Annotated in this window: 11 protein-coding genes; 4 read left to right on the top strand and 7 right to left on the bottom strand. The window is 48.7% G+C overall.

Annotation, left to right across the window (positions count from 1 at the left end):
• Nucleotides 1-44: 44 nt before the first annotated feature.
• Nucleotides 45-926 carry a prephenate dehydrogenase gene (locus tag HMPREF3022_RS03905; protein WP_070765160.1) on the bottom strand — a complete coding sequence of 294 codons (882 nt, stop codon included), beginning with the start codon at nucleotides 924-926 and terminating at the stop codon, nucleotides 45-47.
• A gap of 296 nt (nucleotides 927-1,222) precedes the next feature.
• On the opposite strand from HMPREF3022_RS03905, the gene HMPREF3022_RS03910 reads away from it, so the two are divergent.
• From HMPREF3022_RS03910 to HMPREF3022_RS03925, 4 genes are all read left to right on the top strand, one after another.
• Nucleotides 1,223-1,717: a MarR family transcriptional regulator gene (locus tag HMPREF3022_RS03910; RefSeq protein WP_070765161.1), complete on the top strand. Its 495-nt coding sequence runs from the start codon at nucleotides 1,223-1,225 to the stop codon at nucleotides 1,715-1,717.
• Between the two features lie 49 nt (nucleotides 1,718-1,766).
• Complete coding sequence (locus tag HMPREF3022_RS03915; RefSeq protein ID WP_070765162.1) at nucleotides 1,767-3,173, top strand: efflux transporter outer membrane subunit; 1,407 nt, start codon at nucleotides 1,767-1,769, stop codon at nucleotides 3,171-3,173.
• A gap of 223 nt (nucleotides 3,174-3,396) precedes the next feature.
• Nucleotides 3,397-4,587, top strand: a complete 1,191-nt coding sequence (locus tag HMPREF3022_RS03920; protein ID WP_004521042.1) for an HlyD/EmrA/EmrK family protein — start codon at nucleotides 3,397-3,399, stop codon at nucleotides 4,585-4,587.
• 101 nt (nucleotides 4,588-4,688) lie between these two features.
• Entirely contained in the window at nucleotides 4,689-6,215 is a 1,527-nt protein-coding gene (locus HMPREF3022_RS03925) for a DHA2 family efflux MFS transporter permease subunit (RefSeq protein WP_049330731.1), read from the top strand.
• 436 nt (nucleotides 6,216-6,651) lie between these two features.
• Here HMPREF3022_RS03925 and HMPREF3022_RS03930 read toward each other — a convergent pair whose 3' ends face one another.
• The 6 genes from HMPREF3022_RS03930 to HMPREF3022_RS03955 form a co-directional block, all read right to left on the bottom strand.
• Entirely contained in the window at nucleotides 6,652-7,125 is a 474-nt protein-coding gene (locus HMPREF3022_RS03930; RefSeq protein ID WP_070765163.1) for a pilin, read from the bottom strand.
• Between the two features lie 85 nt (nucleotides 7,126-7,210).
• Nucleotides 7,211-7,642, bottom strand: a complete 432-nt coding sequence (locus HMPREF3022_RS03935) for a pilin (protein ID WP_049330730.1) — start codon at nucleotides 7,640-7,642, stop codon at nucleotides 7,211-7,213.
• A 792-nt stretch (nucleotides 7,643-8,434) separates the two neighbouring features.
• Nucleotides 8,435-10,993 carry a [protein-PII] uridylyltransferase gene (gene glnD, locus HMPREF3022_RS03940; protein ID WP_070765164.1) on the bottom strand — a complete coding sequence of 853 codons (2,559 nt, stop codon included), beginning with the start codon at nucleotides 10,991-10,993 and terminating at the stop codon, nucleotides 8,435-8,437.
• A 19-nt stretch (nucleotides 10,994-11,012) separates the two neighbouring features.
• Nucleotides 11,013-11,309: a helix-turn-helix domain-containing protein gene (locus HMPREF3022_RS03945; protein WP_003680870.1), complete on the bottom strand. Its 297-nt coding sequence runs from the start codon at nucleotides 11,307-11,309 to the stop codon at nucleotides 11,013-11,015.
• 435 nt (nucleotides 11,310-11,744) lie between these two features.
• A complete protein-coding gene (locus tag HMPREF3022_RS03950; RefSeq protein WP_070765165.1) occupies nucleotides 11,745-12,185 on the bottom strand; it encodes a TIGR01244 family sulfur transferase in 441 nt (146 codons plus the stop codon).
• Nucleotides 12,186-12,263: 78 nt separating this feature from the next.
• Nucleotides 12,264-14,015: a M61 family metallopeptidase gene (locus HMPREF3022_RS03955; RefSeq protein WP_070765166.1), complete on the bottom strand. Its 1,752-nt coding sequence runs from the start codon at nucleotides 14,013-14,015 to the stop codon at nucleotides 12,264-12,266.
• Between the last annotated feature and the right edge of the window lie 61 nt (nucleotides 14,016-14,076).

Here is a 14,076-nt window from a genome sequence, read left to right on the forward strand (position 1 = left end):
ATGAAGGTTTGGTCGATAAGGCATCAGGCCGTCTGAAAACAGGGTTAACGGTTTTTCAGCCAGTCATTACGCATTTGTGCGGCTTCTTCAAAATAGCGGTAAAGCTCGGTTTTGTTGCCTTCTGAAAGGAGTTGTTCCAATTTGGATAATTGTTCTTTCAAGTCGCCGGTCAGTTTGAGCAGGGCAGGGCGGTTGGCCATGCAGATGTCTGTCCAAACGGCAGGGTGGCTGGAAGCAATGCGGGTAAAGTCGCGAAAGCCGGTGGCGGCATAGGGGAGGTAGTCTTTGCCGTGCGGATGGTCGAACAAAGCGTGGACATAGGCAAAGGCGGTCAAGTGCGGCAAGTGGGAAACAGCGGCAAAAATATTGTCGTGTTCTTCGGCGCTCATGGTGAAAATCTGCGAACCAACCGCCTGCCACAGGCTTTTCAACCGTCTTAGGCCGTCTGAAGCCTCGTGGCCGTGCAAGGTAATAATCAGGCGGCTGTTTTGAAACAAACCGCAACGCGCGGATTTTGCGCCGCTTTGATCCGAACCGGCAATCGGGTGGGCGGCAAAACATTGCGGCAGGCGCTCGGACAAGTGGGTGCGGAAGGCATTTAGTGCCGATTGTTTGGTGCTGCCGACATCGGAAACGCAGGCCGTTTCTTTTAAGAAAGGCTTGATGTCGCGGCATACGTCAGGCAGGACGGAGACAGGCGTGGCAATTAAAACCAAATCGGCATTGCCGATGCTTTCGGCGCAAATATCCGGATATGCATGGTCGATGATGCCGCATTCGAGTGCGTAATTGAGGTTGTAGGCATTGGTGTCGATGCCGGTAACGCTTTGCACCAGCCCCAAACGTTTGAGGTCGAGCATGAACGAACCGCCGATTAAACCGACGCCGATAAGGGTAATGTGGGGGAAAAAGGCGGAAGTGTTCATGGTTTGAATCCGGTTTAAGTGGAAAAGCTTATTTTAATCCGTTATGGAGACCGTCTGAAAGTTGTTATCAAGGTTTCAGACGGCCTTTTTTATGATCGAATTTTCATGATTTAGGCATAGAAAACTCCGTTTAGTAGGAGCATGTAACCGATTATCAGATTTTCATACACTAAAATAATCATCTGAATTAGTATAACGTCTTAAAGTAAGTAATTGGTATCTTAAAATAAATTATTACATCATATTTTATTTTGATTGATATCGAATAAAATAATTCACTCAGAAAGAAGGAATTTATGAGTTTTTCACAAACCGAATTAGTCAACGCAATGCGTTTGCTTTCTACCCGTCTGCCGCAGTTTCCGGAGCAGCAAAACCAAGTATCCCGTATGTTGCGCATCGTAACCGAACGTTTGAGCAGCCATTTGAACGAAAACCTGAAAGCGTTCGGCATCAATGAAAACCTGTGGTTTTCCCTGATGGCGGTTTACGTCAGCCCAAACAGCGAAATCCTGCCTTCGCGCTTGAGCGACCTGATGGACTTGACGCGCACCAGTGCAACACGCCTGTCGGATGACATGGTTGAGCGCGGCTGGGTAGAGCGTTATATCAATCAGAAAGACCGTCGTCAGATTGTGCTAAAATTGACCCCTTCGGGTGAGACCTTTATCCACGAAGTATGGCCGCAAATTGCCCGCCAGAGCGGCCAGGCGTGGGAAGATTTCACGAAAGAGGATTATGATACGCTGCAATACCTGTTGGGTAAACTGTTGAACCGTTTGGGCAATTGACGACAGACGGCCTGATGGTCTGCGGCAGGCACACATAAACGGAGTCTGTATGAAATTAGGTTTGGTCAAATCAAGCGTATGCGTTGCCGCTGTTTCGTTGTTGGCGGCATGTGCGCCGTTCGGCAAACAGTCGCCTTTGGATGAGACAACAGCCTATCCGCTGCCTCAAGGCCAATCTGCCTCTACTGCCCAAGACGGCTGGTGGATGAAGCTGAAAGATAAAAAATTAAACAATTTGATTGCTTCCGCCATTCAGACGTCTACCAATCTGCGTGTCGTCAAGGCAAGGTTTGAACAGGCTCAGGCGCAGCTGGGCGTTGTGGGAGCCGCAAACAAACCGCAAGTCGGCTTGGGTGTAACCGGTATTGGTACCTATGTTTCACCCAAACCTCAAGCCGGTATGGTCGATACCGACCATACATTGGTTTTGGCGCACGCAGCCTTACAAGGCAGTTTGGTTTTCGACTTTTGGGGTAAAAACCGAGAGCAGATTCAAGCTGTTTTAGGAAAAAGTAGGGCTGCGGTGTATGAAGCTCATCATATCCGCACCGAGTTGGCTCACGCCGTTGCCGCCCAATATTTTGCGTGGCAGATGGCGACAGAACAATTGGCTTTGTTGGATACGCGTATAGAGCTGGCGGATAAAGCATTGAAACTGATGCAACAACGCGTTAAAGCGCAGCTGGCTCCTGCCGATGCCTTGCACGCTCTGGAAATGGCGCAACAGCAATTACAGCTTGAAAAATCGGCATGGACTCAGAAAAATGAGAAAATCCGCAACAGTCTGGCTGTATTGACCGGCCGTGTACCGGGTGTATTAAATGGACAGATTCCGGAAAAAATGGCGGCTGTGCCGTCATCGCCGGTTAGCCGTATTGAGGCGGATTTGCTGGCGGCCCGCCCCGATATCGCGGCGCAAAAAGCCTTGCTTGAGGAGAAATGGCATATCGTCAAATCGACCGAAGCAGAGTTTTACCCGAATATCGAATTAAAAGTTTTGGCAGGGATGACGCACATTGATGCGTTCAATCTGATTCGCGGACGGACATCCGGTATGTTGGGCATTGTTCCGGCTTTGAATCTGCCATTGTTTACTTCCGGCGCGCTGCAGTCCAAATTGGCGGGCAAACGCGCCCAATATAACGAGCAGGTTGCCGTGTATGACCAAACCGTTTTGAACGCCATGCGTTCGGCGGCAGATGCTGTAGTCGACTATCAAAGCCTGAAAAGCCGACAAGATACTTGGAATAAGATGGTCAATATTGCCGATAAATCTGTGCAAAATGCGAAAGGACGTGTTCGTGCAGGTTTGGATAACGGCTTGACCGCTTTGCAAAAACAAGACGAAGCTGCGCGTACAAAAATGTCGGCGGTTCAATACCATGCAGAATATCTGACAGCTTGGAGTAACCTCAATGCCCAGTTGGGTGGAGGCTTTAAATTAAATAAGAAATAAACGTTTTATTAAAACGTAGGCCGTCTGAAAGTGATTTCAGACGGCCTTTTGCTTACCTTATTTACATTTGCTACCGGAAGAAATTATTGTAATGAATAGAGTGTAACTATAAAATATGACCCTTTAGCGCGTTAAACGCTCGTATTGGGGCTGATGGTATAAGTCAGCTACCCAGCAAGACAATAATATCGTTATCACATGTGCAGAATTAAAGTTAGGACTTATGGATACTCAATCGGAAAAAAATAATGTCCAAAAAGAACCGGAAGTAGTCGCTTCCGGCGCTAAAACGCATCGCAAACGCAATTTGGTTATCGTTACACTCCTATTCCTTATTGCGGCAGCAGGAGTCGCTTTGGCGTATTTCCTGTTTTGGCAGCATGAAGAAGAAACGGAAGATGCTTATGTGGCCGGTCATTTGGTGATGATTACGCCGCAGGTGAACGGCACGGTGCGCAAAGTCATGTATGACGATACGGATGTCGTGAAAAAAGGCGATGTGTTGGTGGCTTTGGACGATAGCGATTTTCAGCTGGCATACGATCGCGCACAAAATGAATTGATTCAGGCCATCCGTCAAAACAAACAGCAAACTGCGGTCAATTCAAAAGCCAAAGCGCAAGTGTTGTTGCGCAAAGCCGATTTGGCCCGTGCGCAAGCCGATTTGCGCCGCCGCGAATCTTTGGCGGGTACGGAAGCGGTTTCCGGAGAAGAACTCAGCCATGCCCGTGCCGCTGTGGTTCAGGCTCAGGCTGCATTGAAAGCGGTTGAGGCGGAAGAAGTTTCCGCTCAGGCAGCGTTGGGCAGCAATATTCCTCTGCGCCAACAACCGGCAGTTCAGACGGCCATCAGCCACATCAAAGACGCTTGGCTGAATTTGCAACGTACGCAAATCCGTTCGCCGATTAGCGGCCAAATTGCCAAACGTAATGTCCAAGTCGGCCAACGTATCGTACAAGGTACGCCGATGATGGCTGTTGTGCCTCTGTCTGAATTGTGGGTGGATGCCAACTTTAAAGAATCGCAACTGCGCAAAATGAAAATCGGCCAGCCTGTTGAAATGACAGCCGATTTGTACGGCAGCAAAGTGGTTTACCATGGCAAGGTAATGGGCTTGTCAGCCGGTACGGGCAGCGCGTTCTCATTACTGCCGGCACAAAACGCAACGGGCAACTGGATTAAAGTTGTGCAACGTGTGCCGGTGCGTATCAGTTTGGATGCCAAAGAATTGCAACAAAATCCGCTCCGTGTTGGTTTGTCGATGACTGTTAAAGTCGATATTGCCGAGAAGGGCAGCGGTAAAGCCATGACTGCCGAAGCGGAACAAAATACTGCCTTGCCGGAAACGGAAAGTGTGGATTGGAAAGCCGCCGATGCTTTAGTCGATAAAATCTTCGAGCAATACGCAAAATAATCTTTTCAGACGGCCTGAGTCTTTTATTGAAGGCTCAGGCCGTCTGAAATATTGATTCTCTTCAATCGACCGCTTTGGCGGTTGTCTTATAGTTTAAAAATATGAATTATCCGCCGTTACAAGGGTTTAAGCTGGTGTTGGCAACTTTGGCGCTCAGCTTGGCCGTATTTATGGAAGTCTTGGACAGCACCATCGCCAACGTCGCCGTGCCTGTTATCGCAGGGGATTTGGGTGCTGCGACCACGCAGGGAACTTGGGTGATTACCTCATTTGCCGTAGCCAATGCCATCTCCGTCCCTCTGACAGGTTTTTTGGCCAAGCGGTTTGGCGAGGTCAAAATCTTTATCGCCGCCGTGATCGGGTTTGTCGTAACATCATGGCTGTGCGGTATGGCACATAATCTTCAAGCTCTGGTTTTTTTCCGTGTATTGCAAGGCTTCATCGCCGGGCCATTGATTCCCTTGTCACAAAGCCTGTTGATGGCTTCCTATCCGCCTGAAAAACGAACATTGGCACTGGCATTATGGGCAATGACCGTCGTTGTTGCCCCTGTATTGGGGCCGATTTTGGGCGGTTGGATTTCGGACAACTGGCATTGGGGATGGATTTTCTTTATCAATATCCCGATCGGGATTTTGTCTGCAACTATTGCTTGGAAGCAGCTTAGACACAGGGAAACTGAAATCGTCAGGGCGCCAATCGATTATGTCGGGCTGGTGTTGATGATTGTCGGTGTTGGTGCATTGCAAATGATGCTTGATAGGGGCAAGGAATTGGACTGGTTTGCCTCGGGAGAGATTATCGTTTTGGGCGTTACCGCTTTGGTGTTCCTGACCTATTTTATTGTTTGGGAGCTGGGCGAGAAATACCCAATTGTCGATTTGTCATTGTTTAAAAATAGAAACTTCACGATAGGCGTTGTTGCCACATCGTTGGGCTTTATGGTCTATATGGGCACATTGACCCTGTTGCCTTTAGTGTTGCAATCAAATCTCGGCTATACCGCTACTTGGGCCGGTTTGGCTGCTGCACCTGTGGGTTTTTTACCGATTATTCTGTCGCCGATTATCGGTAAGTTCGGGAATCGCGTCGATATGCGCTTGTTTGTCAGCGCCAGCTTCTTGGTATTTGCCTATACATTCCATTGGCGCACCGATTTCTATGCCGGTATGGATATGAGCAACGTCGTTTGGCCGCAGTTTTGGCAGGGTTTAGGCGTAGCCATGTTCTTCCTGCCTTTGACCAGTATTACCTTGTCGCATATGAAAGGTAATCAAATTGCTTCGGCCAGTAGTCTGTCTAACTTCTTGCGTGTCTTTATGGGCGGTGTCGGAGTATCTGTTGTCAGCACCATGTGGGAACGACGCGAAGCTCTGCACCATACTCAACTGACCGAACATATTAATTCATTGTCCTCAATCAGCAACCAATCTATTCAAGGCATGATGGCCAATGGCCTGAGCAAAGAGCAAGCCCTAGCTGCGATAAATAGTACCATTTCCCAACAAGGCTTTATTATTGGTTCAAATGAAATCTTTTTGGCAGGCAGCATCATATTTATCAGCATGATTCCCATTATTTGGCTGGCAAAGCCGCCATTTAACGGTTCCAGCGGGGGAGGGCATTAGATAAAAATTGTGTTGACTGAGTTAGAGGTAAAGCAGGTTGCTAACGGGGAAAGAGTAAGAGTGTATCTAGTCATGATTGCCTTGGACTTATCTTTAAAATAAGCCATTTATGAGACCTAGACTATCAATAATTGGAGTCTTGAGAATTTTAGAGGGAAGAGGAGGGGTAGCATTTAAGGCAATGACTTGTTTGATACATTTTTATAAGATTACATACTCTTATCTTTAGTGACTGTTAGATATAAAGAGGCCGTCTGAAAATGAATTTCAGACGGCATTTATTTTCGTAATGTGATCATTCAGGCTCTTAATGACCTTGTTTTGGAGAGTTTTGTTCTTTTGCTTTGATTCGTTTTCCGCGTTTGTATTTGGCTTTGTTTTGGGTGTTTTCTTTGCAATGTATTTTTGTGTTTTTCTTAAGGTATATGCTTGGTTTTTATCCGTGTGAGTTATCGCGGCACATGGCGGGCACCATCATCGGATCCAGTGTTCCGCCGCATTGCCAGTTGAGTAACCAAGTCGAATCGTTATTATTTCGATAAGGGGTCAGGGTCAGGACTTTGCCTTTGTTTTGCCCTTTATCGAAAGGAATACTGATTTTGCCTGTATCTGCTTCTACAGTTACGCCACCGTTTTGGATGTATGTACCGCCGATGCGTTTAGCAGTAACGCCGATTGCGCCTTGTTTGCTGACATCCTCTGCATTGGGCAGGCGGTTATTTACCGCTGAAGCGATGCTGATTTCGGTTTTCAGGTCATCGGCAAGGTATAGCGCTTCGGAGGCTTGCGCCCTACCGGTATAGTTTTGGTAAGTGGGTATGGCGATAACAACCAGAATACAGAGGATGGCGATAACTATCATCAGCTCAATCAGGGTAAAACCTTTTTGGGCTTGAAATGGGGTATTCATTTGAGTGTATCGTTTTCTTATTTTTATAAACAAATCCCATAACCGCGTTATGGGATTTGCTTTTATTTAGACTGCAATACCAATATTAGCGGCAGTTAGCAGGAACGTGTTTAGGTTCGCTGTCTTTATATTTACATGTCCAAGTAATTGGAGACTCAGAGTTTGCTTGAGCAGGAGTCAGAGTCAGTACAGGCTGTTTAGTTGCACCTGTATTTTGAGTAGTCACTGTGATTACACCAGAGCCTGGTGTGATAGCAATGCTCTTAACATAGTTAGTACCTTTTGCAGGGAAAGTGTAACCAGTATTGGTGGCAGTAATTGCTTTCAGGCTACCCAAAGCAGAAGCAGTTTCTGCTACAGCCAGTTTTGCTGGTTCAGCCAAGCTCAGGCCTTCAGATACTTTGGCGCGGATAGTGTAGTCTTGGTACGCAGGCAGAGCGATTACGGCCAGAATGCCCAAGATGGCGATGACGATCATCAATTCGATCAGGGTGAAACCTTTTTGGATTGCTTTCATTGATTAAAACTCCAGTTTGAAAGTGTGAATAATTATGTTTAAGTAAAAAGTCCGTAATGTGCTTGGCACTTTGTATTATGAGTAAACCATAAAGTAAGAAGGAATATACAGCTTCCGTCGGGCTTGCTGCTTTGAGGCTTGGGCCTTATCGGACGTGTTGTTTCAAGCAGTCGGCGTGCCAAGTGCGCAAAACTGATTAGAAATTTTATTTTTTATTTTTTATTTGTTGTTTTTATTGGGTTTATTTTTTAATTTTAAAGTTTTGTGAGGTTTTGTTTGAAAGTTTCAGGATTTTAGGGAAATAGGACGGTTGACGTTTTTTGTCAGTTTTGTGTTTTTTGTGACAGGGAAGGGAGATAAGTTTGGTTGTGTGACGTTTTTTGTCAGAAATTAAGCCTGTTCAATAATATGTTAATTGATTTGGATGGGCGGTGTTTTTTTGGATTAATCGGTGAGTTTAATATTCTGTAATTTTATTTTCTTGTTTTTTATAGGTTTTATTTTGTATGCGTATTTTGTTTGAATACGGATAAGGAGAAAATTTGGAAGGAAGGATTTTTAAAGAGGGTTTGGTGTAATAGGTGAATGAAATTTTGTCATTGGAATTATATTCATTTGGTTTATGATTTTAGAATGTAGTTTTGTGTCAGGAGGAAGTTCTGGTTTAGAATTTTAAGGCTTTGGATTTCTTGAGTGTTTGAGAAGGATATATTCAGGATGTTTATATATTTGGATGTGATTAGGGTGAGCAAAAAATGCTCACCCTATGTTTTTAAGATATTCAGACGGCCTTTATGGGGTTAAGACTTCGATCAATGCCTGTTTTAGGGTGTTTTGGGTTTGCGGGTCTTGCAGGGATGGGCTGTAGGTGATGAAGCTGTCCTCAATGCGCTGATCCAAGGTGGTGATTTTGGCGTAGCGCAGACTGATGTTGTGTGCGAAGAAGGTCTCGGCGATGTCAGCGAGGAGATGGGGGCGGTTGACGGCGGTGATGTCTATGGTGTGCCAGCCGGGATAATCTTCTTCGGGGGTGATGATTACGGTAGGCGGAATGGGGATGTGGCGGATGCGGCGGCTGATGTGCGGGCGACCGCTTTGTTTTTGGATGGTGGTGTTGCCGTGGATGAAGCTGTTGAGTTCGGCTTCAAGTGCGCTTTGGCGGTCGGGATATTCTTCGGGCGGGAGATTGTCGGGAAGTTGGAGGATAAAGGTGTCGAGGATGTAGTCGTGCTCGGTAATGAAGGCACGGGCGGCTTGGATATCGAAGCGGTGGCTGCTGAAGATGCGGCAGAGGCGTGCGAAGAGGCGGTCGCCATTGGGCATGAAGACCATGACTTGAAGGCTGTTGCTTTGGGGAAGGATACGGCTGCGGACGGCCGGACTTTGGGTGTCGTAGGCGAGGTTTGCGGTGTGCCAGAGGATTTCCCGCGCCTGATGGCGGACGTAGTATGCACTGCCGAGTATGCGGCGGAGTTTTTGTTGGTTTTTGAGGGGAACGGCCGCGCGCGTGAGCTGATCGGTCGAGGCTTGTTCGCGTCGGTTGGGGAGGCGTTCGGGATCGTGGTGTTTGCTGTTTAAAACGGCGGCGGTGCTGTGGTAGAGGGTTTGGAGCAGACTGGCGCGCCATGTGTTCCAAAGTTTTGGGTTGGTGCCGCGGATGTCGGCAATGGTAAGCAGATAGAGTGCGTCGAGGTATTCGCGTGTGGGAATACGGTGGCAGAAGGCTTGGAGGACATGGGGATTTTGGATGTCTTCTTTTTGGGCAACGGTGGACATGAGCAGGTGGTTTTCAACCAGCCATGCGAGGAGGTGGCTTTCTTCTTCGGTGTAGTAGTGGTTGGCGGCGAATTGTTGTGCGTCTTTGATGCCTTCTTTGGCGTGATCGCCGCCACGGCCTTTGGCGATGTCGTGCAGCAGGGCGGCGGTGTAGAGGACATGTGGTCGAGGGTAGGCCTGCATGATGGCGCTGGCTTCGGGCATTTCGTGGCTGTGGGTTTCAATGGCGAGACGGCGCATATTGCGGACGACGGTCAGGATGTGGTCGTCTACGGGGTAAATATGGAAGAGGTCGTGTTGGAGCAGGCCGGTGATTTTTTCCCATGCGGGGAGATAGCGGCCAAGTACGCCGTAGAGGTTGAGAAAACGGAGGGTTTGGGTAAGGCCGGTGCCGTGTTTGAAGAATTGGATAAAGCGGCGGCGGTTTTCTGGGTTTTGGGTGAAACGGGTGTTGATTTTTCGTGTGGCCGCCCACCATGCGCGCAGGGTTTGCGGCTCGATGGTGGTGATGTTTTGCTCCTGCATGGTTTGGATGATGGTGAAGATGTGTTCGGGATTTCGCTCGAACAGGGCAAGGTCGTTGGCGGCGATTTGGTGGCCGATGCGTTTGTAGTGGCTGTCGATGGGGTGGATATGTTGGGGACGGCTGGAGGTTTGATGGTTTTTGAGAACCGGTATGAGGATGCCGTTGAGTTGTTTAATGGCTTTGGTGGCGCGGTAGAATGTGTGCATCAGGGCTTCGCTTCTGCCGCGGATGTCGGGTTGGGTATAGCCTAAGCTTTCGGCAACTTGGGACTGGTAGTCGAAAAGCAGCCTGTCTTCGGGGCGGTCGGCGGTAAGGTGGAGGTGGATGCGGATGTTGGCGAGGCGGCGGTAGCCATGAGCCAGCATGCCGGCTTCGGTGCGTGTGAGGACGCCGGCGGTAACGAGGGCGGTGGGATTGCTGTCTATGCCTTGTGCTTTGGCTGTCCAAATCAGGGTGTGGATGTCGCGTAGGCCGCCGGGGCAGGTTTTGATGTTGGGTTCGAGTTGTGCGCCTGTGCCTTGGGATTTGGTATGGCGTTGCTCCATTTCGAGGAGTTTGGCTTCGATAAAGGCGGCTGTGTCGCGGCGTGTGTTGAGTTTGTTTAGAAGTTGGGCGGTAAGGTTAGCATTGCCTTGTAGGTGGCGTGCTTCAAGAAAGGCGGTTTCGCCGGTAATGTCGTTTTGGGTGCTTTGGAGGATTTCTTCTATGCTACCGCTTTTGATGGCCGGATTGAGGCGTGCGTCCCAAAGGGTTTGGATAAATTGGGCGGTTTGTTGTTGCAGGCCGTCTGAAAATGGGGCCGAGGAAATAATCGCTAAGTCCCAGTCAGAATGGGGATAGAGTTCGCAACGCCCGAAGCCGCCGATGGCAATGAGACTGATGTCGTTGCTGTCGGGGAAATGGATTTGCCAGAGGGTTTGCAACAGGGTTTCGGCAGCGGCGATATGGTCGCGGAAGTAAACAGTAGGGCGGTTGTTTTTGCGGTAGGTGGTTTCTGCTGCGGCTTTTTGCTGCTGGTAGGTTTGGATGGCTTGTTGGGCGGCGGTCATGATGGTGTCTGGCTGTGAATTAGGCTTGGGTATCGGCAGGCTCGGTCATTTGGCGGAGCATTTCTTGTGGCGGAAGGAGAAGTTTGTAAGGGGCGATTTTGAGTGCGGATGCGATTTTTTCGATGTTGGAAAGGGCGATGTTCCAGCGTTTGCGCTCGACGGCGGAGACGTAGGTACGGTCAAGTCCGCATTGGCGTGCGAGTTCTTCTTGCGACCAGCCGTGGTTGACGCGGTAGAGGCGCATGTTGTAGGCGATAACGGCGCGGAGGTCTTGCGGATCGGGCAGGCTGGGAGGGGGAGTGAGTTTGTTGACCATGGCGTTTTGAGTTTGTGGTTTGAACGATAAGGGGATTTTATACTATTTTTGTGAGGGGAAAGGAAAGGCCGTCTGAAAGTTTTCAGACGGCTTTAAAGGGGGTAGGTATAAAAAAAGGGGGTGGCTTTCGGCCACACCCAAACACACACACATCAAGAGGAAAGAAAAATCATTTAATAAGAGAGCTGGCTCTTATAGAGGAAAACTGGATGATTCGGGCTTGGCCCTGAAGCATTGAAAAGCATTATAAATGAAAATAGGGTTGGGGTATTGATACAGGTCAATTCGGGCTTAATTTAGAAAATATATTTTTAGGATAGTGGAAATAAATTAAAAATAAGGTTTGATTGTGAATAAAAGTCATTAGGCCGTCTGAAAGAATTGGTTTCAGACGGCCTGATCGGTTTAAAGGCTGCTACTTATATAAATTAATTATTAAGCCAGACCTTTATCTTTGGCTTCTTGCAGGCGGGCTTCAAAGTTGCTGAGGTTGACACCTGCCTGTTCGGCTGCGGCAACTACTTCGGCTACGGATGCGCCGTGTTGCACTTGATGATAACCCCAAAGCAGGGAGCAACGAGTGCCGGTGCGGCAGAAGGCAAGAATGGGAGCCGGAGATTGTTGCAACAGATTTTGGAAGGCTGTGACATCGGCTGCATTGATTTGAGGCGCAACGACGGGCTGGTGGGAAAATTGGTTGATGCCGTCCTCTTTAAACCAGTTTTGCACTTCGGCAAAAGCCGGTTGGTTTTCTTCTTCGCCGTCCGGGCGGTTGCAGATGATGGTTTTGATGCCGAGACGTACGGCTTCTTGGACATCTGCTTCGGTCAGTTGGGGGGCGATATAGAGGGTGTCGGTCAGTTTATGGATGGGCATAGTTTTTCCTTTCTTTATATTAAATGGATATGTTGATTTCAGACGGCCTAGGAAGTGCCAGGCCGTCTGAAGTTTTATTTAATGATTGTACAACCAGTTTTCGAGTTTTTGGCGATCGGTAATGTGCAGCAGGGCGGTATTGGCTTCTGCCGCTTGAACTGTGATGCTGGTTTCGCGCAACAGGCCTTGGCGGAAGAAATGGATGGTGGTGCGCGTGCCGATAGGCAGTTTGCTCCATTGCGCTGCAAGGTCGTTGCAGGCATAGCCGCCTAGGGCGATGATTTTGTCTTGCGGGCAGAGTCCGGCATTTTCTGCACTGCCGCCATTAAATACATGAGTCAGGACGGCATGGTTGCTGCTTTGTTTGAAACGTGCGCCCAAATCGTTGGCGGGGACAACCGATTGGGGTTCGCTGGCAAATGCTCCGCCGTGCTGGCGTGGTAGGGGAATAAAGTCGAGTTTGACACCTACGCTTTGCAGGCATTCTGCGAGTGGAAGGTCTTCGGTGCTGTATAAGGCCGTCTGAAAGAAGGTTTCTAAATCTAAACCGGTTATTTCTTGGCAACGGGTTTGCCAGTGTTTTTCGGGTATGCCTTGATGGGTGTTGCACCAGTCGCGATAGTGTTGCTGCATCACGCTGTCGAGGTTGTATTTGCCTTGGCTTTTTTCACGGATGATAAGGTCGAGGCAAAGTGCAGCCAGTGCGCCTTTTTGATAGTAGCTGACGATGGCGTTGGGGCTGTTTTCGTCTTGTTTGTAGAACTTGTCCCATGCGCTGAAACTGGATTGGGCAAGTGTTTGTTTCAGACGGCCTTGTGTCTGATGGACGCGTGTGATGCTTTGTGCAAGCAGGGTAAGGTAGGCTTCGGGGCTGATGGTTTTGCTTCGGGTTAGAAAGAGGTCGTCGTAGTAGGACGTAATGCCTTCAAATGCCCAAAGTTGCTCGGTGTAGTTTTCTTGGTCAAGATTGTAAGGTGCGAAGACGGCCGGTTTGATGGATTTAACGTTCCATGCGTGGAAGTATTCATGGGAGAAGAGGCCAAGCAGTTCGGTATAGGCTTTGTCGGCTTCGCCCATATCGTAAGATGGCAGGCTGTGGCGGTCGGCAAGAAGGGCGGTGCTGCTGATGTGTTCCAGTCCGCCGTAGAGGTTGTCGCCCAGATGTAGTAGGAAAAGGTATTCGGTAAACGGGGCAGGGGAGGGGAACATTGTCAACTCGGTTTCGCAGATTTTTTGAATATCGGCGAGGAAGCGGGTGCGGTCGAAATCAGGGTAAATACCGCTTAATGCAATACGGTGGGGGATGCCTTGTGCTTTAAAGTCGAGGAATTCGATGATGCCTGTTTCAACAGGGTGATCAATAAGCTCGGCATATGAGGCAGTCTGAAAAGTGGTCGCCGAAATTTTGGGCAGGGTTGTGGCTATCTGCCATGTGTGCGGCAGGGTGGAAAACTCGATTTGATGTGGCCGGTATTCTTGTCCGTGGACTTTTAAGAATAGACACGCGCCGTCGAAAAAGCCGCGCTCGGTGCTGAGGAACGAGCCGCGAACTGATAAGTCGAATGCGTAAACAGTGTAGTAAATTTCCCACGCTCCACTGAGAGCAGGGGTTTGCCAATGGTTTTTGCTGGTTTGTGTCAGCGGCTGGGCTTTGCCGTTGCAGTGCGCGTTGATGTGTGTGATGTGGCGGGCAAAGTCACGGATGAGGTAGCTGCCGGGAACCCAGTTTGGTAGGCTGATTTCTGTTTCAGAATCATCAGTTTGAGTGAATGATAAGGTGATGTGCCATTCATGAGACAGAAAGTTGGGAGTAATTTTGTAATTAATCATGGCTATTGGTTAATTTGCTAAAGTTTATTAAGAATAAGGGGGTTTAAAGGGTAGGCTTAAT

This window comes from Neisseria sp. HMSC065C04 (assembly GCF_001815375.1).
GTDB lineage: Bacteria > Pseudomonadota > Gammaproteobacteria > Burkholderiales > Neisseriaceae > Neisseria > Neisseria flavescens_D.

What these genes read in the sequence shown, in the direction of transcription:
- HMPREF3022_RS03905 (WP_070765160.1), bottom strand. Translation starts at nt 926, where the DNA reads ATGAACACTTCCGCCTTTTTCCCCCACATTACCCTTATCGGCGTCGGT.
- HMPREF3022_RS03910 (WP_070765161.1), top strand. Translation starts at nt 1,223, where the DNA reads ATGAGTTTTTCACAAACCGAATTAGTCAACGCAATGCGTTTGCTTTCT.
- HMPREF3022_RS03915 (WP_070765162.1), top strand. Translation starts at nt 1,767, where the DNA reads ATGAAATTAGGTTTGGTCAAATCAAGCGTATGCGTTGCCGCTGTTTCG.
- HMPREF3022_RS03920 (WP_004521042.1), top strand. Translation starts at nt 3,397, where the DNA reads ATGGATACTCAATCGGAAAAAAATAATGTCCAAAAAGAACCGGAAGTA.
- HMPREF3022_RS03925 (WP_049330731.1), top strand. Translation starts at nt 4,689, where the DNA reads ATGAATTATCCGCCGTTACAAGGGTTTAAGCTGGTGTTGGCAACTTTG.
- HMPREF3022_RS03930 (WP_070765163.1), bottom strand. Translation starts at nt 7,125, where the DNA reads ATGAATACCCCATTTCAAGCCCAAAAAGGTTTTACCCTGATTGAGCTG.
- HMPREF3022_RS03935 (WP_049330730.1), bottom strand. Translation starts at nt 7,642, where the DNA reads ATGAAAGCAATCCAAAAAGGTTTCACCCTGATCGAATTGATGATCGTC.
- glnD (WP_070765164.1), bottom strand. Translation starts at nt 10,993, where the DNA reads ATGACCGCCGCCCAACAAGCCATCCAAACCTACCAGCAGCAAAAAGCC.
- HMPREF3022_RS03945 (WP_003680870.1), bottom strand. Translation starts at nt 11,309, where the DNA reads ATGGTCAACAAACTCACTCCCCCTCCCAGCCTGCCCGATCCGCAAGAC.
- HMPREF3022_RS03950 (WP_070765165.1), bottom strand. Translation starts at nt 12,185, where the DNA reads ATGCCCATCCATAAACTGACCGACACCCTCTATATCGCCCCCCAACTG.
- HMPREF3022_RS03955 (WP_070765166.1), bottom strand. Translation starts at nt 14,015, where the DNA reads ATGATTAATTACAAAATTACTCCCAACTTTCTGTCTCATGAATGGCAC.